We start from the raw sequence: 20582 nt of genomic DNA, 5'->3' as shown, positions 1-20582 counted from the left end.
GGGCCGTGGCCCCCGGTCCGGTCGCCCGCGGTCGTCAGTCCAGCCCGTACACCCGGCCCGCGTTCCCCGACGCGATCATCCCGGCCACCCGCTGCGCGTCCTTTGGGGACCAGGCCCCCTCGGTCACCCACGCACCGAGCACCCGGCCGAGCGCCTCACGGAACAGCCGGGCGCCCACGACGTGCAGTTCGGGCAGCCCCTGGGCGCCGCTGGAGAAGAGGATCTTGCCGAAGGGGGCGAGTTCCAGGACCTCCTCGAGGACGGTCGCCGCGCGGGCGCCGGTGCGGGCCAGGGCGGCGCCGGAGTCGACGTAGACGTGCGGGTGGACGCCGGCCAGGTGGGCGGCGTGGCGGTGGTCCGGGTAGCCGTGCAGCAGGACGAGGTCGGTGCCGAGCCCGGCGGTGGCCCGGACGAACCCGTCGAGGAACCCCGGGTCGGCGCCCTGTGCCCGGGAGCCGCCGGGCGTGCCGAGCCCCACGTGCAGTTGCAGGGGCCGGCCCGAGGCGACGGCGATCCACAGCAGGTGGCCCAGGAGCACCGGGTCGCTCGGCCCGTCCCCGACCCGGCGGGCGGCCAGCCACCGCGCGGCCGCGCCGCGCACCTCTCCGGGCCCCGGTGGCTCGGGCGCGAGCGCCGTCCCGTCGCGTACGCCGGCGACGGAGGTGAAGGCGACGGTGTGCGCGGCGGCCCCGTGCACGGACTCGGCGAGGTTGGCGAGGAAGCACTCCACCGTGCCGGAGGTGTCGGCGACCTGCTGGGCCAGTTGTTCCAGGCGCACGATCTCGTGGGCCTCGGCGGCGCCGGCCGTGGCCAGTTCGGCCGTGCCGGTGAGGTCGCCGGGCAGTCCGGTGTCGATCAGGTAGGTGGTGATGCCGCTGGCCCGCAGCAGCCGGCGGGCCGTCTCGGCCACGCCCAGTTCGCGGCGCCGGGCGAGGTAGCGGGCCGGCGGGCAGTGCGGCTCCAGGCCGAGCAGGGGCGGGCACCAGCGGCGTACGGCGAAACCGGTCTGGGTGTCGAACAGGGTGGTCCCCGGGGCGGGCGGGCCCTCGGTGCGGACCAGCTGGGCCTCGAAGGTGCCGAGGCCCAGCTCGGTGCGCAGCACGCCGTGGCAGTACTGGTCCACGAGGGACGGCATGTCGATCATCCGGGCTCCCCCCACGAAAGACGCTGTCTCTGCTTCCACAGGTCTCTAACGGGTGAACCGGGGTCGAGGTGTTGCGGCGCGTCCGGCAGGGTGTCCGCCGCGGACGGCCGGTGGGCCGATCGGTGGGCCGGCGGGCCCGGGGTCAGCCGTTGGCCGGGCCGCCGATCTGGCTGCCCGCCATCCGGGTCCACTCGTACGGGCCGGTCCTGACCTTGGCCGCGAACTCGCCGTCGAAGTTCTCGTGGAGGGTGATGCCCGCCCTCTCGGCCGCCTTCTCGGCGATCGCGCAGGAGTGGGCGACCAGGTCGCCCCAGTTTCCGTCCTCACCGACCAGCACGATCCGGGCGCCGCGCTGTCCCAGGTAGGCGATCTGCCCCTCGGCGCCGCCGTGGGCCGTGGCGAAGCCGTTGATCCGCTTGGTGAGGCGGGCCACCTTGCGCTCGGCCTTGCGTTCGGTCTTCTGTCCGGCCCGCTGCCCGCTGTTCTGCTCGGCCGCCGGGTCCGTCTGCTGCTTGTCTGCCATGACCAGGATGCTACCGACGGGTAGATCGAACGGCGACGGGCGGGGTCCGTGGTCTTGGCCACGGACCTCGCCCGTCGGAGCGTTCCGGAAGACGTCCACCGCGGGCCTACCGCAGGAAGGGGTCCACCGCGACGGCCACGAAGAGCAGCGACACATAGGTGATGGACCAGTGGAACAGGCGCATCTCCTTGAGCTTGCCACCGGTCACCTCGGCCTTGGCGCGGTTGAGGAGCGCGTGCGCCTCCCACAGCCACCAGCCGCCCGCGGCCAGCGCGACCGCGGTGTAGAACCAGCCGGTGTAGCCGAGCGGGGTGAGCAGCAGCGACACCGCGACCATGACCCAGCTGTAGATCACGATCTGCCGGGCGACGGCCTTGTTGCCGGCCACCACCGGGAGCATCGGCACGCCCACCCGCGCGTAGTCCTCCTTCACCTTCATGGACAGCGGCCAGTAGTGCGGCGGCGTCCAGAAGAAGATGACGAGGAAGAGGATGACCGGCGCCCAGGACATCGAGTTGGTGACCGCGGACCAGCCGATCAGCACCGGCATGCAGCCGGCGATGCCGCCCCACACGATGTTCTGCGCCGTACGCCGTTTGAGGATCATCGTGTAGACGACGACGTAGAAGAGGAGCGCCCCGAGGGAGAGCCAGGCGGACAGCCAGTTGACGGTGAGGCCGAACATCAGCGTCGAGACGACGGCCAGGGTGATGCCGAAGGCCAGGCATTCGCGCGGGCTGACCATGCCGGTGACCAGGGGGCGCTGCGAGGTGCGGTCCATCAGCGCGTCGATGTCGCGGTCGAGGTACATGTTGAGCGCGTTGGCGCCGCCCGCCGACAGGTAGCCGCCGACGCAGGTCAGCAGCACCAGCCCCAGGTCGGGCACGCCCTGCTGCGCCAGGAACATCACCGGGACCGTGGTGATGAGCAGCAGTTCGATGATCCGCGGCTTGGTCAGCGCCACGAACGCCCCGACACGGGCCCCGAACGGCCGGTGGCTCGGGCTCTGGATGGTCCCGGCAATCCCCGCAGGACGGGATTCAACGGCCGTCACTCGCACCCCTGACAGAGTTCCCAGCAAGCCCTCCCGGGTGAGGTGCCGGTAAAGACTCGCGCGTACCACGCCACCTTAGACGTTGCCCAGACCCGGACAATCGCGGGGGTCCGGTCGTGTTGTCGGCGGCCGCTCACCACCGGGTTCCGAGCTCGATTGAGCAACCGGATGAGCGGCTCCGTATTCATCTGCCGAACCGGAAGACTGACCGGTCAGGAGGCGGATCGCCGGGACTCCCGGCAGTCTGGAACGACTCGGGGAATGCGCCTCCTACGGGGGTAGGCTCGACCTCGCCGGTGAGTACTCATCCGGCATCCGAAGACATGTGGAGAGGAGCCCTGACTCAGGGTGAGCACCAAGCCGACCACCACAGACCTCGAGTGGACCGAACTGGACCAGCGGGCCGTGGACACCGCCCGCGTCCTGGCCGCCGATGCCGTACAGAAGGTCGGCAACGGCCATCCCGGTACGGCGATGAGCCTGGCGCCCGCCGCGTACACCCTCTTCCAGAAGGTGATGCGGCACGACCCCTCGGACGCCGACTGGGTCGGGCGGGACCGTTTCGTCCTGTCCGCCGGCCATTCGTCCCTGACTCTCTACACCCAGCTGTACCTGGCCGGTTTCGGTCTGGAACTGGACGACCTGAAGGCGTTCCGCACCTGGGGCTCGAAGACGCCGGGCCACCCGGAGTACGGGCACACCACGGGTGTGGAGACGACGACCGGGCCGCTGGGCCAGGGCGTCGCCAACGCGGTCGGCATGGCCATGGCCGCCCGCTACGAGCGCGGGCTGTTCGACCCGGAGGCCGCCCCGGGCGAGTCTCCGTTCGACCACTTCGTCTACTGCATCGCCGGTGACGGCTGCCTGCAGGAGGGCATCTCCGCGGAGGCGTCCTCGATGGCCGGCCACCAGAAGCTCGGCAACCTGGTCCTGCTGTGGGACGACAACCACATCTCGATCGAGGGCGACACCGAGACGGCCGTCTCCGAGGACGTCGTCAAGCGGTACGAGGCCTACGGCTGGCACGTGCAGCGGGTGGCCCCGAAGCCGGACGGCGACCTGGACCCGCACGCGATCTACGACGCCGTCCAGGAGGCCAGGAAGGTCACCGACCGGCCGTCGTTCATCGCGATGCGCTCGATCATCGCCTGGCCGGCCCCGAACGCGCAGAACACCGAGGCCTCCCACGGTTCGGCGCTCGGCGACGAGGAGGTGGCGGCCACCAAGCGGGTGCTGGGCTTCGACCCGGAGCAGACCTTCGAGGTGACCGACGAGGTCCTCGGTCACACCCGTGGCGCGCTGGAGCGCGGCAAGCAGGCGCGCGCCGAGTGGGAGAAGTCGTTCCAGGAGTGGCGGAGCAACAACGCGGAGCGCGCGGCCGAGTTCGACCGCATCGCGGCCGGTGAGCTGCCCAAGGGCTGGGAGGACACGCTTCCCGTCTTCGAGCCGGGCAAGGCGGTCGCCACCCGTGCCGCCTCCGGCAAGGTGCTCCAGGCGCTCGGCGCGGTCGTCCCGGAGCTGTGGGGCGGCTCGGCCGACCTGGCGGGCTCCAACAACACGACGATCGACAAGACGTCGTCGTTCCTCCCGGTCGGCAACCCGCTGCCCGAGGCGGACCCGTACGGCCGCACCATCCACTTCGGTATCCGCGAGCACGCCATGGCCGCGGAGATGAACGGCATCGCGCTGCACGGCAACACCCGGATCTACGGCGGCACCTTCCTGGTGTTCTCCGACTACATGCGCAACGCGGTGCGGCTGTCGGCCCTGATGCACCTGCCGGTGACGTACGTGTGGACGCACGACTCCATCGGTCTGGGCGAGGACGGCCCGACCCACCAGCCGGTCGAGCACCTGGCCTCGCTGCGCGCCATCCCGGGTCTGAACGTCGTCCGCCCCGCGGACGCCAACGAGACCGCGATCGCCTGGCGGGAGATCCTCAAGCGCTGGACGAAGGAGTTCGGCAAGGGCGCCCCGCACGGTCTGGCCCTCACCCGCCAGGGCGTGCCGACCTACGAGTCGAACGAGAACGCCGCGCGCGGCGGGTACGTGCTGTTCGAGGCGGACGGCGGCACGCCGCAGGTCGTGCTGATCGCCACCGGTTCCGAGGTGCACGTCGCCGTCGAGGCCCGCGAGCGGCTCCAGGCCGACGGGGTGCCGACCCGCGTGGTGTCCATGCCGTCGGTGGAGTGGTTCGAGGAGCAGGACCAGGGGTACCGGGACAGCGTCCTGCCGCCCTCCGTGAAGGCGCGCGTCGCGGTGGAGGCCGGTATCGGTCTGACGTGGCACAAGTACGTCGGGGACGCCGGGCGCATCGTGTCCCTGGAGCACTTCGGCGCGTCCGCCGACGGCAAGGTGCTGTTCGAGGAGTTCGGCTTCACCGCAGAGAACGTGACGGCCGCGGCCCGGGATTCACTCGCCGCGACCCAGCGCTGACGCTCACATACGACACGTAGTAGGAGATGGAATTTCCATGACAGACGCACTGAAGCGCCTTTCCGACGAAGGCGTCGCGATCTGGCTGGACGACCTGTCGCGCAAGCGGATCACGTCCGGCAACCTCGCCGAGCTGATCGACCAGCAGCACGTCGTGGGCGTCACCACCAACCCGTCGATCTTCCAGAAGGCGATCTCCGAGGGTGACGGTTACGAGCAGCAGCTCGCCGACCTCGCCGCCCGCCGGGTCACGGTCGAAGAAGCCATCCGGATGATCACCACGGCGGACGTCCGGGACGCCGCCGACATCCTGCGCCCGGTCTTCGACGCCACCGACGGCAAGGACGGCCGGGTCTCCATCGAGGTCGACCCGCGCCTGGCGCACGAGACGCGCGCCACCGTCGCCGAGGCCAAGCAGCTGGCCTGGCTGGTGGACCGGCCCAACACCCTGATCAAGATCCCGGCGACCGAGGCGGGCATCCCGGCGATCGCCGAGGTCATCGGCCTGGGCATCAGCGTCAACGTCACGCTGATCTTCTCCCTGGAGCGGTACCGCAAGGTCATGGACGCGTTCCTGACCGGCCTGGAGAAGGCCAGGGAGCGCGGCCTGGACCTGTCGAAGATCCACTCGGTGGCGTCGTTCTTCGTGTCCCGCGTGGACACCGAGATCGACAAGCGGATCGACGCGCTCGGCACCGACGAGGCGAAGGCGGTGCGCGGCAAGGCCGCCGTCGCCAACGCGCGCCTGGCCTACCAGGCGTACGAGGAGGTCTTCGCCACCGACCGCTGGAGCGCGCTGGAGCGGGAGGGCGCCAACAGGCAGCGTCCGCTGTGGGCCTCCACCGGGGTGAAGGACAAGGCGTACAAGTCCACGATGTACGTCGACGACCTGGTGGCGCCGAACACGGTGAACACCATGCCGGAGGCGACGCTGTTCGCCACCGAGGAGCAGGGCGAGATCAAGGGCGACGCCGTCGCCGGCACCTACGAGCAGGCCCGCGCCGACCTGGACGCCGTGGAGCGGCTGGGGATCTCGTACGACGACGTGGTGCGGCTGCTGGAGGAGGAGGGCGTCGAGAAGTTCGAGGCGTCCTGGAACGACCTGCTGAAGTCGACCGAGGCGGAGCTCGCGCGCCTCGCCCCTTCGGAGGGCTGAGACCTTGTCGAGCAGCAACCCGCTGCGTGACCCCGCGGACCGACGGCTCCCGCGTATCGCGGGGCCGTCGGGCCTGGTCATCTTCGGCGTCACGGGCGACCTCTCGCGCAAGAAGCTGATGCCCGCCGTGTACGACCTCGCCAACCGGGGTCTGCTGCCGCCGGGCTTCTCGCTGGTCGGGTTCGCCCGCCGCGAGTGGGCGCACGAGGACTTCGCGCAGGTGGTGCACGACGCGGTCAAGGAGCACGCCCGCACTCCGTTCCGCGAGGAGGTCTGGCAGCAGCTCATCCAGGGCATGCGCTTCGTCCAGGGCACCTTCGACGACGACGAGTCCTTCGAGCGGCTGCGCGGCACCATCGAGGAGCTGGACAAGGCACAGGGCACGGGCGGCAACTTCGCGTTCTACCTGTCGGTGCCGCCGCGGTCCTTCCCGGTGGTCATCCAGCAGCTGAAGAAGCACGGGCTGGCCGACCAGTCCAGCGGTTCCTGGCGGCGCGCGGTGATCGAGAAGCCCTTCGGCCACGACCTGAAGTCGGCCGAGGAGCTCAACGCGCTCGTCCACGAGGTGTTCGCCCCGGACCAGGTCTTCCGGATCGACCACTACCTGGGCAAGGAGACCGTCCAGAACATCCTGGCGCTCCGCTTCGCCAACACGATGTTCGAGCCGATCTGGAACCGGTCCTTCGTGGACCATGTGCAGATCACCATGGCCGAGGACATCGGCATCGGCGGCCGGGCGGGCTACTACGACGGCATCGGCGCCGCCCGGGACGTCATCCAGAACCACCTGCTCCAGCTGCTGGCGCTCACCGCCATGGAGGAGCCGGCCTCCTTCGGCGCGGACGCGCTGGCCGCGGAGAAGACCAAGGTGCTCGGCGCCGTGCGGCTGCCGAAGGACCTGGGCCGGGACACCGTGCGCGGGCAGTACGCGGCGGGCTGGCAGGGTGGCGCGAAGGCGGTCGGGTACCTGGAGGAGGAGGGCATCGACGCCTCCTCCAGGACCGACACGTACGCCGCGATCAAGCTGGGGATCGACAACCGCCGCTGGGCGGGTGTCCCCTTCTACCTGCGCACCGGAAAGCGGCTGGGCCGCCGGGTCACCGAGATCGCGGTGGTGTTCCAGCGGGCGCCGCACTCGCCGTTCGACACGACGGCCACCGAGGAACTGGGCTCCAACGCGATCGTGATCCGCGTCCAGCCGGACGAGGGCGTCACGGTGCGGTTCGGCTCCAAGGTGCCGGGCACGTCGATGGAGATCCGGGACGTGTCGATGGACTTCGCCTACGGCGAGTCGTTCACCGAGTCCAGCCCGGAGGCGTACGAGCGGCTCATCCTGGACGTCCTGCTCGGTGACTCCAATCTCTTCCCGCGCACCGAGGAGGTCGAGCTGTCCTGGAAGATCCTCGACCCGATCGAGGATCACTGGGACAACCACGGCCGGCCGGCCCAGTACCCGGCCGGTACCTGGGGGCCCGTGGAGGCGGACCACATGCTCGAGCGAGACGGACGGAGCTGGCGCCGGCCATGAAGACAGACCTCACGGACACCACGGCCGGCGAGATCAACAAGTCGCTGGTGCGGGCCCGCCGGGCCATCGGCACTCCGGCGGTCGGCATGGTGCTCACCCTGGTCATCGTGACCGACGAGGAGAACGCCTACGACGCCCTGAAGTCCGCGGGCGACGCCTCGCGCGAGCACCCCTCGCGCACCCTGGTCGTCATCAAGCGGGTGTCCCGCTCCCCCCGCGACCGCACGCAGTCCCGGCTGGACGCCGAGGTGCGGGTCGGCGCGGACGCGGGCACCGGCGAGACGGTGGTGCTCCGGCTGTACGGCGAGGTCGCCGACCACGCCCAGTCGGTGGTGCTGCCGCTGCTGCTGCCGGACGCCCCGGTGGTGGTCTGGTGGCCGGTCACCGCCCCGCTGAACCCGGCCGGCGACCCGCTGGGCGCGCTGGCCCAGCGCCGGGTGACCGACACCTACGCCTGCGAGCAGCCGGTGCGGGAGCTCGCGGCCCGCGCCGAGGCCTACACCCCGGGCGACACGGACCTGTCCTGGACCCGGATCACGCCCTGGCGTTCGATGCTGGCCGCGGCTCTGGACCAGGTGACCTGCGAGGTACAGGGCGTGGAGGTCGAGGGCGAGGAGTTCAACCCGAGCTGCGAGCTGCTGGCCATGTGGCTCGCGGACCGGCTGGGCGTGCCCGTGAAGCGTTCGCTCTCGGGCGGCCCGGGGCTCACCGCGGTCCGGCTGTCGACCGACTGCGGCCCGATCGTGCTGGACCGGGCCGACGGTTCGCTCGCGACGCTGTCCATCCAGGGCCAGCCGAAGCGGGCGGTGGCGCTCAAGCGCCGGGACACCGCGGAGCTGATCGCGGAGGAGCTGCGCCGGCTGGACCCGGACGACACGTACGCGTCGGCCCTGCGGTACGGCATCGAGCGGCTGCGGAGTCCGGCGACGGGGGCGGGCGCCACGAAGGCGTCCTCCGGTGCGCTGGACGAGGTGTCGCGCGGGCTGACCGAGGCGTCGACCGCGCTCGACGAGGTGTCGCGCGCGCTGGACGAGGCGTCGGGCGGCCCCGGGAAGCCGGCGGCCGGCCCGTCGTCAGCCGGTGAGCCGTCAGCCGGTCCGTCGGCCAAAGGAGCAGCGGGCGCCGCTGTCGGCGGACCGGCTGCGGAAGGTTCCTCCGCGGGCGAAGCGCCGGCGCAGGCACCGCTGAAGAAGGTGGAGGCGAAGTGAGTACGGCACCGCAGTTGGTCGTGCACCGCGACAAGGAGCTGATGGCGCAGGCCGCGGCGGCCCGGCTGATCACCAAGGTGGTGGACGCGCAGGCCTCGCGGGGTTCGGCGTCCGTGGTGCTGACCGGCGGCCGCAACGGCAACGGTCTGCTGGCCGCGCTCGCGGCCGCGCCCGCCCGGGACGCGGTCGACTGGAGCCGGATCGACCTGTGGTGGGGCGACGAGCGGTTCCTGCCGGACGGCGACCCGGAGCGCAATGTCACCCAGGCCCGTGAGGCACTGCTCGACGCGGTGCCGCTGGACCCGAAGCGCGTGCACGCCATGCCCGCGTCCGACGGACCGCACGGCGCCGACGTGGACGCGGCGGCGGCCGCGTACGCCGAGGAGCTGGCCCGTGCCGCGGGTCCGACGGACCACGGCGCGGTGCCGACGTTCGACGTGCTGATGCTGGGTGTCGGCCCGGACACGCATGTGGCGTCCCTCTTCCCGGAGTTGCCCGCGGTGCGGGAGACGGAGCGCACGGTGGTCGGCGTCCACGGGGCGCCCAAGCCGCCGCCGACCCGGGTGACGCTCACCCTCCCGGCGATCCGCGCGGCCCGCGAGGTGTGGCTGCTGGCGGCCGGCGAGGACAAGGCGGAGGCCGCGGCGATCGCCCTGTCGGGCGCGGGCGAGATCCAGGCCCCGGCGGCCGGCGCGTACGGCCGTGCCCGCACCCTGTGGCTGCTGGACGCGGCGGCGGCCTCGCAGCTGCCGCGGACGCTGTATCCGCCGGCTTCCCCGTGAACGCGTGACCGCGTGAACACGCACGGACCCCCGCCTCCCCAGGAGGCGGGGGTCCGTGTGTTTCCGGGTGAGGGGGTGGCCGTTACTTCACCGACCCCGCCATCACCCCCTGGACGAAGTGCCGCTGGAAGGCGAAGAACACGGCCACCGGCACCACCAGGGACAGGAACGCGCCCGGTGCGAGCACGTCGATGTTGCTGCCGAACTGGCGGATCTGCGACTGGAGTTCCACCGTCAGCGGCTGCGAGGAGCTGTCCGCGAACAGCAGCGCCACCAGCATGTCGTTCCAGACCCACAGGAACTGGAAGATGGCCAGGCTGGCGATGGCCGGCCGCCCGACGGGCAGGATCAGCCGGGTGAAGATGCGCCACTCGCTGCCGCCGTCCATACGGGCGGCCTCCAGCATCTCCTTGGGCATCTCGGCGAAGTAGTTCCGCAGCAGGAACACCGCGAACGGCAGTCCGTACGCCACGTGGAACAGCACGACCCCGGGGATGGTGCCGAACAGGCCCAGCTGGCCGAAGAGTTTGGCCACCGGCAGCAGCCCGATCTGCACGGGCACCACCAGCAGGGCGACCACCACGAGGAAGATCGTGTCCCGGCCGGGGAAGTCCAGCCAGGCGAAGGCGTATCCGGCGAGCGCCGCGACGATCACCACCAGCACCGTGGTCGGCACCGAGATCAGCACGGTGTTCCAGAACGCCTGGGTCATCCCCGAGTTCTTCAGCAGGGCCGCGTAGTTGTCGAAGGACAGCTGCCCGGGGCTGGTGAACACCGTCCACCAGCCGCCCTTGGCCGTGTCCTCGGCGGAGCGCATCGAGGACAGGAACAGGCCGGCCAGCGGGGTCATCCACACCAGCCCGATCACGACCAGGAAGGCCTGCACGACCGCGTTGCCCAGGCCGCGCCGGATCGCGTTCATCGCTGGCTCCTTCGGAAGCGGCGGACGTTGAAGGCCATGGCGGGGAGCACCAGCAGCAGGAGCAGCACGCCGAGCGCACTGCCCATCCCCTGGTCGTTGCCGCCGCCGAACGACACCAGCCACATCTGGGTCGCGAGCACGGTCGCGTCCTCCTGCACGGGTCCGGGCGCGATGATGTAGACGAGGTCGAAGACCTTCATCACGTTGATCACCAGGGTCACGAAGACGACGGTGAGCACCGGTGCGAGCAGCGGGACGGTGATCCGGCGGAAGATCTGCCACTCGTTGGCGCCGTCCATCCGCGCCGCCTCCAGCGCGTCCCGCGGCAGCGCGGCGAGGCCGGCGCCGATCAGCACCATCGCGAAGCCGGTCCAGATCCACAGGTAGGCCCCGATGATGGCCGGGGTGACGAGCGCCGGTCCGAGCCAGGAGACGCCCTGGTAGGGGGGCGCGAAGTTCTCGGCGGGCAGTTTCAGCGTGTAGGGGCCGTCGGCCAGGCCGGTGAAGCGGAACGAGCCGTCGCTCCCGGTCGTCGTGCCGGCGACCGTGCGTCCGTCGCGGAGCGCCTCGACCTTCATCCCGGGCAGTCCGCTCTCCCCCTCGTCGACCCGGCCCGGCTCTCCTCCCCCGCCGGGGGTGAAGTCCAGGTACACCACTCCCCCGACCTCGTCGGAGGCCGGCTCGCGGGAGGCCGCCGGGGAGGCGGGTGCCGCCTCCCCGGGCAGGTCCTTGGGTGCCACGCCGACCAGGCCCAGTGCCGCCGTGCCGCCCGGCGACACGTCCGCCCCGGTCACGTACGAGCCGTCCGCCTCCTTGGTCAGGATCCCACCGTCGCCCTCGCGGGCACGGGCCGTCGGGTAGGAGGAGCTGTCCTTGAAGGCGTCGTGGACCGAGACGACGGCCGCGTTCAGGACGCCCTTGTCCGGGTCCTCGTCGTAGGCGAGCCGGAAGACGATGCCGGCCGCCAGGAAGGACACCGCCATCGGCATGAACAGCAGCAGTTTGAAGGCGGTGGCCCAGCGGATCTTCTCCACCAGCACGGCCAGGATCAGACCCAGGCCGGTGAGCAGGGTGGGGGCGATGACGACCCAGATCGCGGTGTTCCGGACGGCCTTGAGGGTGACCGGGTCGCGGAACACCTCGAGGTAGTTCTCGCCGCCCACGAACCGGGTGCCGGAGGCGTCGAAGAGGCTGCGTCCGACGGAGAACAGCACCGGGTAGACGACCAGCGCGCCCAGCAGGAGCAGGGCGGGCAGCACGAACAGCACGGCGACGATCCGCCCCCGCCGGCGCAGGCGCCGGCGGTGGGCACGATCGGGGTGCGAAGGAGCCGGAGGGCTCGCCTCTTTCACCAGGGTGGCGGTCATGACCGTCAGTTCCCGTACGCCTTGGCCGCCGCGTTCTCCAGCTCGGCCGCGGTCTTCTTCGGGTCGGACGGGTCACGCAGGAAGTCCTGGAGGATCTTCCACTCGCCCTTGCCCTGGGTGCCGCCGAAGGCCGCCGGGGCCTGGTCCGACATGTCGAAGCGGACCGAGTCGCCGGCCTCGATCAGGGACTGTGCGGTGGCGCGGGTGACGTCGTCGCCGTAGGAGGAGAGGTCCAGCTCCTTGTTCGGGGAGAGGAAGCCGCCGGCCTCGGCCCACACGGCGGCGGCCTCCGGCGTGGCGAGGTACTCGAGGAACGCCATGCCGGCCTCGGCGTTCTTGCCGTCCTTGAGCACCACGGCCGCGTCGCCGCCGCTGACCACCGGGGCCACACCGTCGCCGACCGGCGGGAACGGGAAGAAGTTCGCGTCGGTGCCGATGTCCTTGCCGAACTGGTCCTTGGCCACGCCGGCCACGAAGTCGCCCTCGTAGACCATGGCGGCGTCCGGCTCGGGTCCGAAGACCTTCTCCACCGAACCGGGGAAGTCGGTGTTCAGGGCTTCCTTCTGGCCGCCCGAGACGAGCTGCTTGTCCTTGAAGAGTTCGCCGAGCGTGGTGAGCGCCTCGACGACCGTCGGGTCGGTCCACTTGATCTCGTGCGCGGCGAGGGCGTCGTACTTCTCGGGCCCGGCCTGGGAGAGGTAGACGTTCTCGAACCAGTCGGTCAGCGTCCAGCCGTCCTGTCCGGCGACCGAGAAGGCGGCGAGGCCGGAGTCGGAGATCGTGCGTCCGTCCTTCAGCATGGCGTCGTAGGTCTTCGGCGGGGTGATGCCCGCCTGCTCCAGGGCCTCGGGGCTGTACCAGACGGTCGACTTGTGGGCGGCCTTGAAGTAGAGGCCGTACAGCGTGCCGTCGACGCTGCCGTAGTTCTGCCAGACCTCGGCAAAGTTCTTCTCCACGGTGCCCTGGACCTTCTTGTCCAGCGGCTTGAGCCAGCCCGCCTCGGCGAACTGCTTCAGCACGCCGACCTGGGGGACCATCACGACGTCGGGGGCGTTGCCGCCCTCGATCTTGCTGCCGACGACGGTGGAGACGTTGTCGCCGGTGGAGACGAACTCCGTCTTGGCGCCGGTCTTCTCGGTGAAGGCGTCGAGCACCTTCTGGAAGTTCTTCTGCTCGCTGCCGGACCAGACTCCGGCGACGGAGACGGTCCGGCCGCCGAGCGCCTTGTCACCGTCACCGCCGCCGGCCGAGACGGGCTCGCCCGCGCCGCAGGCGGTGGCGCCGAGGGCGAGCACGAGGGCGGTGCAGCCGGTGAGCAGGGTGGTACGTCGTCGCATCATCGTTGATGTCCCTTCAGAAGCGTTCGGAAATATTCAGAAGTGCGTTCGGAGGACTTTCGGGTGTGTGCAGTGAGCGGGTCTCAGGAGTCGTCGATCCACCAGGCGGCCGTGGCACCCGGGAGGACTCCGTCCGGGCACGGGCCGCTGGCCAGCAGCGGGGTGCCGGGGACCGGTGCGGGTGCGGGGGCGGTGCCGAAGTTGACGGCGCACACCAGGCCGTCGCCGCGGACGAAGGCCAGGACGTCCGGCTCGGTCTCCAGCCAGCGCAGGGTGCCCTCGCCCAACTGGGGCAGCGTGGAGCGCAGTTGCAGACCGTCGCGGTACAGGTGCCAGAAGGAGCGGGTGTCGGCGAGGGCGCGGTCGGTGGCGTGTTCGGCGAACCACTCGGGCTGCGGCAGCCAGGGGGCGGCGCCCTCGGTGCCGGAGGTGAAGCCGAACGGGGAGGCCTGCCCCGACCAGGGCAGCGGCACCCGGCAGCCGTCGCGGATCCGGGCCCGGCTGCCGGTGCGGCGGAAGATCGGGTCGGTGAGCACGTCGTCGGGGAGGTCGACGACCTCGGGCAGGCCCAGCTCCTCGCCCTGGTAGACGTAGGCGGCGCCGGGCAGCGCCAGCATCAGCAGCGCGGCGGCGCGGGCGCGGGCGGCGCCGAGGCCGCTGCCCTGGGGGGTGGGTTCGCCGTAGCGGGTGACGGTGCGGACCTGGTCGTGGTTGTTGAGGACCCAGGTGACGGTCGATCCGGTGCCGGCGATGTCCTGCATGGCCTCGGAGATGACCTTGCGGAAGGCGTCGGCGTCCCAGGGGGCGCCGAGCAGGTCGAAGAAGAAGGCCTGGTGGAGCTCGTCGGAGCGGACGTAGCGGGCGTGTTCGCGGGCGGTCGGCACGGAGACCTCGCCGACCAGGAGCCGTTCGCGGCCGTCGCGGGCGGTGTACTCCTCGCACACCGCGCGCCAGTGCCGCCACACGTCGTGCACCTCGGGCTGGTTCCAGGCCAGCGGGTTGACCGAGTCCCGGGTGCGGGCGTCGGCCTCCGGGTCCGGGGAGTCGGGCAGTTCCGGGTGCTTGAACAGGCCGGCGGCGACGTCGATGCGGAAGCCGTCGACGCCCCGGTCCAGCCAGAACCGCAGGGTCCGGTCGAAGTCGGCGGCGATCTCGGGGTTGCGCCAGTTCCAGTCCGGCTGTTCGGGCGTGAACATGTGCAGGTACCACTGGCCGGGCCGGCCGTCCGGCTCGGTGACGCGGCTCCAGGCGGGCCCGCCGAACATGGCGTGCCAGTTGTTGGGCGGCTCGGCGCCGTCGGGGCCGCGGCCTTCGGCGAAGTGGAAACGGGCGCGTTCCGGGCTGCCCGGGTCCGCGGCGAGTGCCTCGCGGAACCAGGGGTGCTCGCTGGAGCAGTGGTTGGGGACGATGTCCAGCAGCACCTTGACGCCGAGGCGCCGGGCGGCCCCGACCAGCAGGTCGAACTCGGCGAGGTCGCCGAAGACCGGGTCGACGTCCCGGTAGTCGGCCACGTCGTAGCCGTGGTCGTGCTGCGGCGAGGGGTAGAAGGGGCTCAGCCAGATCCCGTCCACGCCGAGCTTCTTCAGGTAGGGCAGGCCCGCCCTGACCCCGGCGAGATCGCCGATGCCGTCACCGGTGCTGTCCAGGAAGCTGCGGACGTACACCTGGTAGATCACTGCGTCGCGCCACCAGCGGTGGGTGTCGATGTGCTCGGAGCTCACCACGTCGACCTGTCTGTGCGTGCGGAGACCCGGGAGTCCCGGGCCGACGGCATCCTCGCCGTTGTGCATGCATGTTAGGTAGGGGTGTCGCGGAGGTGTCAATGAACTGACGCACTTTGTCGGGCAGTTACCACGGATGAACTCATGCTTAACGGGCCATATCAGGCACAGTTGAGACATCCGCGTTACTTAACATGTAACTAGCGGCGTCCTGCTGGGGTACGCGGTTCGGAGAAAGGCCTCGACCGGAAGGAGGCCCCGCAGCCGCTCTTCGGGGCACAGCCCCGAGGACGGTCCGGGCCCCGGTCCAGGGGGCCCGGGTGCGCGGGACCCCGGCCGCCGGCTAGCGCGCGGAGACGGCGGCGAGTTCGCGCGCCAGCCGCCGCACCGCCGCGCCGGGCGTCTGCCGCCCGGCCATCGCGTCGTGCACCACCGCCTGCACGACCAGGCTCACCTGGTCGTAGTGCGGGCTCTTGGGGCGCGGGGCGGCGGCGAGCACGCTCTCGCGCAGCGTCGGCAGGTAGGGGAACCGCCGGATCAGTTCCGGGTCGTCGTACAGCGCGGCCCGGACGGGCGGCAGCGCGCCCCGGGTGAGGACCTGGCGCTGGACGCTCTCGCCGGTGAGGTACGCGATCAGCCGCGCGGCGGAGTCGGGGTGGCGCGCATGGGTGGCGACGGCGAGGTTGGAGCCGCCCAGCACGCTCGTCCCCGGCCCGTCCGGTCCCGGCAGCGGCAGCGCGCCGACCTTCCCGGCGACCGCGGAGTCCTCGGCGGACGCGGCGACGTAGGCGTAGGGCCAGTTGCGCAGGAAGAGCAGCCGGCCGTCCTGGAAGGCCTGCTTGGACTCCTCCTCCTTGTACGTCAGCGCCTCCTCGGGGATCCAGCCCTCGCGGACCCCGCGGGCGAGGAACCCGATGCCCTCGCGGGCCGCCCGGGAGTTCACGGTGACGCGCTCGCCCTCGTCGCCGAGGATGGTGCCGCCCGCCGAGTAGACGGCCTCGGCCGCGTTGACGGTCAGGCCCTCGTAGGGCAGGAACTGGCCCGCGTAGCCGTCGAGGCCGTGCCGCGGGGCGAGGGTCTTCGCGGCCTGTTCCAGTTCGGCCCAGGTGCGCGGGGGCGCCACGCCCTCCGCGTCGAGGACGTCCTTGCGGTACAGCAGCAGGCCGGCGTTGGTCACGTACGGGACGGCGTACAGCCGGTCGTCGTAGGTCGCGGTGTCCACCACGGGCGGCAGGAACGTCTCCAGCGGGAAGCGGTCGCGCGGCAGCGGGCGGATCCAGCCGGCCGCGGCGAACTCCGAGGTCCAGCTGACGTCGATGTTGAGCACGTCGAAGCGGCCGCGGCCGGCGTCGCGCAGCTCGGTGATCATCTGCGCGCGGGTCTCGTCGGCCGAGTCGGGCAGCTCGACGAGGGTGACCTCCTCGCCGGGGTGGGTGCGGTTCCAGCCCTCGAGCAGCGGGCCGAGATAGCCGGTGAGGTCCCCGGCGGTGGCCAGGGTGAGCGGGCCGCGTCCGTCGGCGGGAGCCGCCTGCTCGGCCCGCGCACCGGAGGCCACCCCCACGGTCAGGAGCACGACGAGGACGAGGAGGCCCCTACCCGCGGCATGGATCCACCGCATAGGTTCCTCCCTGTGCACCGGCACCCGGGCACCCTTGCCGGGGTCAGAGGCCATGTATACCTGTTAGGTATGGGCGATACTAGGGCCCGCGACACATTGCGTCGGGTGAGACATCGCGTCGGGCGGGGCGCCCGGCATCGGACGCGTGGCACACGGCACGAAGGACGCGGGGGAGGAGAGCACGAGTGCGGCAGTCCCTCCTGGCCCTGCTCGCCCGCGGCCCGGCCCACGGCTACGAGCTCAAGCAGGACCTTGAGCAACTGCTGGGCTCCGCGTACCCTCAGCCGAACGTCGGCCAGATCTACGTCACCCTGGGCCGCCTCGAGAAGTCGGGGCTGATCGAGGGCGAGGACGTCGAGCAGTCCGGCCGCCCCAACAAGAAGGTCTACCACCTCACCGACGCCGGGCGGGAGGCGCTGCGCGCCTGGTTCGAGGAGACCGCGGACGAGCCGCGGGTGCGGGACGAGTTCTTCATGAAGCTGGCCCTCGCACCGCAGAGCGGACTCGCCGACCAGATCGCCCTGATCAACCGGCAGCGGCGCCAGTACCTGAACACCATGCGGCAGTTGTCGAAGCTGGCCGCCGCCGAAGACCGGGACAACCGGGTCGCCCAGCTGCTGATCGAGGGCGCGATGCTGCACCTGCAGGCCGACCTCGACTGGCTGGAGCGGTGCCAGGAAGAGCTGGAGGAGCTGGAGTGAGCGAGAGGACCGCTCCCGTGCTGCGCGCCGAAGGCCTCGTCAAGACGCACCACGGTGAGGGAGCCCCGGCGCACGCGGTGCGCGGGGTCGACCTGCGGGTGACGCGCGGCGAGTTCGTGGCGGTGACCGGGCCGTCCGGCGCCGGCAAGTCGACCCTGCTGCATCTGCTCGGCGGGCTCCAGCGGCCCGACTCCGGCAGCATCTGGCTGGACGGCGAGCGCACCGACGGCTACAGCGAGGCACGCTGGGCGGTGAAGCGCCGGAAGCGCATCGGGATCGTCTTCCAGTTCTTCAACCTCGTCTCCGACCTGTCGGTCGCCGACAACGTGGAACTGCCCGCCCTGCTCGCCGGGACGCCGCCGCGAAAGGCCCGCGCCGAGCGGGAGGGGCTGCTGGCCGAGCTGGGCCTGACGGGCAAGGAGCGGAGCATGCCGGGCGAGCTGTCCGGCGGTGAGCAGCAGCGGGTCGCGCTGGCCCGTGCCCTGGTCAACCATCCGCCGCTGCTGCTCGCCGACGAACCCGCGGGCAGCCTGGACAGCAAGGGCACCCGCGAGGTGATGCGGCTGCTGTCCCGCTTCCACCGGCGCGGCCAGACGATCCTGCTGGTCACCCATGACGCCCGGCTGGCGAGCGCAGCCGACCGGGTGATCAGTTTCTTCGACGGGCGGATCGCCGACGACGCGGAACTCGACGGAGCACCCTCGCCCGGCCGGGGCATCTCCGGGGTGCTGGAGCTCAGGGACTGACATGCGGATGTACGGCGGTCCGGGCGTCCGGCACGAGCGAAGGGGCTGACGCCGGTGCGAGCGACCCTGCGCTGGGCGCACTCCGATCTGCGCACGCACCGCGGTGAGGCACTGTTCCTGGTCCTCGCCACCGCGGGTGTCGTCGCCTCCCTGCTGCTGGCCACGGCCCTGTTCGGGTACGCGACCAACCCCTGGCAGCGGATCTTCACCCAGGCGCGCGGCGCCCACGTCACGCTGCACACCACCGCCCCGGCCGACGCCGCGAAGCTGGCCGGCCTGGACGGTGTGGAGTCCGTCGCCGGCCCCTACCCCACCGCCGCCGTCACCCTCGCCGCCCGCGGCAGCCGTGCCTCCGCCGAACTGCGCGGCACCGCCGAACAGCCCGGCACCGGCCGCCCGCTGATCACCTCGGGGCGCTGGCTGGACCCCGGCGCCCCCGACGGCGTGGTCCTGGAGAGCAGCCTCGCCCGTGCCCTGCTGACCACGCCGGGCGACACCCTCACCGTGCCCGGCACCGCGCGGACCCTGACCGTGGTGGGCGTGGCCGACAGCGCCGAGCCGCGCTACCGGCCGGGGGAACAGCCCGGCCTGGTGTGGGCGCTGCCGTCGGCCGTGGCCGACCCCGACGGGCAGGTGACCGGGCTGCGGCTGACCGACCCCGCCGACACCGGGTACGCGGTGCAGCGGGCGGTGACGGTCCTGGGCGCGGGCGCCATCGGCGAGGTCTCCACCTGGCAGCAGGCACGGGCCGAGGCACAGGGCGACAACCGGCTGCTCGGCCAGGTGCTGGGGCTGTTCGGTCTGGGCGCGCTGGCCGCCGCCGGGTTCGCCGTGCACGGGGCGATCAGCACCCGGATCCGGGGTCATCTGCGGGACATCTCCGTCCTCAAGGCGATCGGTTTCACCCCGGGGCAGGTCGTCCGCGTCTTCCTGCTCCAGCATCTCGGCTACGCCCTGCTGGGTGCCGTGGCCGCCGCCGCGCTGACCGAGGCGCTGGGCAGCGGCATACCGGGGCGGCTCGGGGAGGCGGTCGGCGTGTGGCAGGGGCTGCCCGGGCACACCCTGGCGCTGTTCGTGGTGCCCGTGGGGGCGGTGCTGTTCATCGGTGCCACCACCGGGCTCGCGGCGTGGCGGGCGGGCCGGGTGCCGCCGGTGCCGGTGCCGAGGCCGGCGGCGCCCGAGGCCGGTGGGCTGACGGGCGTGGAGCGGCGGGCGCTCGGGGCGCGGGTGCCGCCCGCACTGGTCCTCGGCTGGCACAAGGCGTTCACCCGCCGCCCGCGTGCGCTGGGCACGGTGGCCAGGCTGACCCTGCCGCTGCTGCTGATCGTGGTGGCGCTGAGCGCGTGGACCACCATCGACCGCTTCCAGAGCAGCCCGGAGCGGATGGGGCTGCCCACCGCGCTCAGCGTCCGTGCGGACCCCTCGCTCGGTGACGGGGAGGCCCGCGCCCTGCTGGAGCGCGATCCGCAGGTCGCCGCCGCCCACCCGGGCGTCGAGGTGGCCGCCCTGGTGCCCGGCCAGACCGCCACGATCGCCCTGCGCGGCTACGGCACCCACCGGGAGCCGTACCCGTTCGCCCTGGCCGAGGGCCGCGCGGCGCACGGACCCGACGAGGCGGTGGCCGGGCAGGGGCTGCTCGACCTGCTGCACGTCCAGGTCGGCGACTGGGTGCGCATGACCGTCGGCGACCGGCCGCAGATCCTGCACATCGTCGGCCGCAGCATCGAGACCGAGAACGCCGGCCGGACCATCTCCACCTCGCTCGACACCCTCCGCGGCAACGACCCCGATCTGCGGCCGACCCTCTACCAGCTCCAGCTGGACCCCGGCGCGGACCCGCGGACCGTCGCCGACCGGCTGACCGGGGCCGGGGGCGGCCTGCTCGACGTGCACACCGTGGCCAACCCGGCCGACGGGCTCTCCCCGTTGCGCGCGGTCGTCCTCGGTCTGATCGCCGTACTCGCCCTGATCGGGCTGGTCGAACTGCTCACCGCGATCGGCGGCACGGTCCGCGAGGGCGAACGGGACCTGCTCGCGCTCAAGGCCATCGGGCTCTCCCCGCGGCAGATCACCGCGATCACGGTCACGGCCACCGCCGGTACGGCACTGGCCGCCGTGCTCGTCGCCCTGGCCCTGGGGCTGCCGCTGGCGCACTGGCTGATCGACGAACAGGGAAGGTCGAGCGGCATCGGCGCCGGTATCGCCCGGGGGCCCTCCCTCGCGCTCCTGCTGCTGCTCGGCGCCGCCGCGGTGCTGGGCGCCGCCGTCCTCGCCGCCCTCCCTGCCGCCCGCGCGGCCCGGCGCCGCCTCGCGGACACGCTGAGCGCGGTGGCCTGACC

16 protein-coding genes are annotated in these 20582 nt (G+C 72.0%); 8 read left to right on the top strand and 8 right to left on the bottom strand.

Annotation, left to right across the window (positions count from 1 at the left end):
• Nucleotides 1-34 precede the first annotated feature (34 nt).
• From PYS65_RS27810 to PYS65_RS27800, 3 genes are all read right to left on the bottom strand, one after another.
• Nucleotides 35-1144, bottom strand: coding sequence for an amidohydrolase family protein (locus PYS65_RS27810; protein WP_279336682.1), 1110 nt, complete (start codon nucleotides 1142-1144; stop codon nucleotides 35-37).
• Nucleotides 1145-1286: 142 nt separating this feature from the next.
• Nucleotides 1287-1667, bottom strand: a complete 381-nt coding sequence (locus tag PYS65_RS27805; protein WP_279336681.1) for a hypothetical protein — start codon at nucleotides 1665-1667, stop codon at nucleotides 1287-1289.
• A 106-nt stretch (nucleotides 1668-1773) separates the two neighbouring features.
• Entirely contained in the window at nucleotides 1774-2727 is a 954-nt protein-coding gene (locus tag PYS65_RS27800; protein ID WP_279336680.1) for a heme o synthase, read from the bottom strand.
• Between the two features lie 342 nt (nucleotides 2728-3069).
• On the opposite strand from PYS65_RS27800, the gene tkt reads away from it, so the two are divergent.
• From tkt to pgl, 5 genes are read left to right on the top strand one after another with little or no spacing between them, the layout of a single operon-like run.
• Complete coding sequence (gene tkt / locus PYS65_RS27795; protein WP_279336679.1) at nucleotides 3070-5157, top strand: transketolase; 2088 nt, start codon at nucleotides 3070-3072, stop codon at nucleotides 5155-5157.
• 37 nt (nucleotides 5158-5194) lie between these two features.
• A complete protein-coding gene (gene tal, locus PYS65_RS27790; protein ID WP_279336678.1) occupies nucleotides 5195-6313 on the top strand; it encodes a transaldolase in 1119 nt (372 codons plus the stop codon).
• Nucleotides 6314-6317: 4 nt separating this feature from the next.
• Entirely contained in the window at nucleotides 6318-7841 is a 1524-nt protein-coding gene (gene zwf / locus PYS65_RS27785) for a glucose-6-phosphate dehydrogenase (RefSeq protein WP_279336677.1), read from the top strand.
• Nucleotides 7838-9049 carry a glucose-6-phosphate dehydrogenase assembly protein OpcA gene (opcA, locus tag PYS65_RS27780; RefSeq protein WP_279336676.1) on the top strand — a complete coding sequence of 404 codons (1212 nt, stop codon included), beginning with the start codon at nucleotides 7838-7840 and terminating at the stop codon, nucleotides 9047-9049. The genes zwf and opcA overlap by 4 nt, the downstream gene beginning before the upstream one ends.
• The gene (gene pgl, locus PYS65_RS27775; protein ID WP_279336675.1) at nucleotides 9046-9831 is read left to right on the top strand and encodes a 6-phosphogluconolactonase; all 786 of its coding nucleotides are present in this window, start codon (nucleotides 9046-9048) and stop codon (nucleotides 9829-9831) included. The genes opcA and pgl overlap by 4 nt, the downstream gene beginning before the upstream one ends.
• An 82-nt stretch (nucleotides 9832-9913) precedes the next feature.
• On the opposite strand, the gene PYS65_RS27770 is transcribed toward pgl, so the two are convergent.
• The 5 genes from PYS65_RS27770 to PYS65_RS27750 form a co-directional block, all read right to left on the bottom strand.
• On the bottom strand, nucleotides 9914-10753 hold the full coding sequence (locus PYS65_RS27770; protein WP_065003010.1) for a carbohydrate ABC transporter permease: 840 nt from the start codon (nucleotides 10751-10753) through the stop codon (nucleotides 9914-9916).
• Nucleotides 10750-12120 carry an ABC transporter permease gene (locus PYS65_RS27765; protein ID WP_279336674.1) on the bottom strand — a complete coding sequence of 457 codons (1371 nt, stop codon included), beginning with the start codon at nucleotides 12118-12120 and terminating at the stop codon, nucleotides 10750-10752. Before PYS65_RS27765 ends, PYS65_RS27770 begins: the two co-directional genes overlap by 4 nt.
• 5 nt (nucleotides 12121-12125) lie before the next feature.
• Complete coding sequence (locus PYS65_RS27760; protein WP_279336673.1) at nucleotides 12126-13460, bottom strand: ABC transporter substrate-binding protein; 1335 nt, start codon at nucleotides 13458-13460, stop codon at nucleotides 12126-12128.
• Nucleotides 13461-13540: 80 nt separating this feature from the next.
• Nucleotides 13541-15163 carry a glycoside hydrolase family 13 protein gene (locus PYS65_RS27755; protein WP_279338099.1) on the bottom strand — a complete coding sequence of 541 codons (1623 nt, stop codon included), beginning with the start codon at nucleotides 15161-15163 and terminating at the stop codon, nucleotides 13541-13543.
• Nucleotides 15164-15521: 358 nt separating this feature from the next.
• Nucleotides 15522-16796 carry an ABC transporter substrate-binding protein gene (locus PYS65_RS27750; RefSeq protein WP_279336672.1) on the bottom strand — a complete coding sequence of 425 codons (1275 nt, stop codon included), beginning with the start codon at nucleotides 16794-16796 and terminating at the stop codon, nucleotides 15522-15524.
• 185 nt (nucleotides 16797-16981) lie between these two features.
• Here PYS65_RS27750 and PYS65_RS27745 point away from each other — a divergent pair, with 185 nt between their 5' ends.
• The 3 genes from PYS65_RS27745 to PYS65_RS27735 are packed head-to-tail and all read left to right on the top strand — an operon-like array spanning nucleotide 16982 to nucleotide 20580.
• Nucleotides 16982-17497 (top strand): PadR family transcriptional regulator, encoded by a 516-nt coding sequence (locus PYS65_RS27745; protein WP_279336671.1) that lies wholly within the window; start codon nucleotides 16982-16984, stop codon nucleotides 17495-17497.
• The gene (locus PYS65_RS27740; protein WP_279336670.1) at nucleotides 17494-18243 is read left to right on the top strand and encodes an ABC transporter ATP-binding protein; all 750 of its coding nucleotides are present in this window, start codon (nucleotides 17494-17496) and stop codon (nucleotides 18241-18243) included. Before PYS65_RS27745 ends, PYS65_RS27740 begins: the two co-directional genes overlap by 4 nt.
• A 54-nt stretch (nucleotides 18244-18297) precedes the next feature.
• Entirely contained in the window at nucleotides 18298-20580 is a 2283-nt protein-coding gene (locus PYS65_RS27735; RefSeq protein ID WP_279336669.1) for an ABC transporter permease, read from the top strand.
• Nucleotides 20581-20582 lie beyond the last annotated feature (2 nt).

The sequence above is a fragment of the Streptomyces cathayae genome (assembly GCF_029760955.1).
In the GTDB taxonomy this organism is placed as follows: Bacteria; Actinomycetota; Actinomycetes; order Streptomycetales; family Streptomycetaceae; genus Streptomyces; species Streptomyces cathayae.
Note: the sequence above shows the minus strand (reverse complement) of the source record. Positions and strands in the feature narration are given on the sequence as shown.

What these genes read in the sequence shown, in the direction of transcription:
- PYS65_RS27810 (WP_279336682.1), bottom strand. Translation starts at nt 1,144, where the DNA reads ATGATCGACATGCCGTCCCTCGTGGACCAGTACTGCCACGGCGTGCTG.
- PYS65_RS27805 (WP_279336681.1), bottom strand. Translation starts at nt 1,667, where the DNA reads ATGGCAGACAAGCAGCAGACGGACCCGGCGGCCGAGCAGAACAGCGGG.
- tal (WP_279336678.1), top strand. Translation starts at nt 5,195, where the DNA reads ATGACAGACGCACTGAAGCGCCTTTCCGACGAAGGCGTCGCGATCTGG.
- opcA (WP_279336676.1), top strand. Translation starts at nt 7,838, where the DNA reads ATGAAGACAGACCTCACGGACACCACGGCCGGCGAGATCAACAAGTCG.
- PYS65_RS27770 (WP_065003010.1), bottom strand. Translation starts at nt 10,753, where the DNA reads ATGAACGCGATCCGGCGCGGCCTGGGCAACGCGGTCGTGCAGGCCTTC.
- PYS65_RS27765 (WP_279336674.1), bottom strand. Translation starts at nt 12,120, where the DNA reads ATGACCGCCACCCTGGTGAAAGAGGCGAGCCCTCCGGCTCCTTCGCAC.
- PYS65_RS27760 (WP_279336673.1), bottom strand. Translation starts at nt 13,460, where the DNA reads ATGATGCGACGACGTACCACCCTGCTCACCGGCTGCACCGCCCTCGTG.
- PYS65_RS27750 (WP_279336672.1), bottom strand. Translation starts at nt 16,796, where the DNA reads ATGCGGTGGATCCATGCCGCGGGTAGGGGCCTCCTCGTCCTCGTCGTG.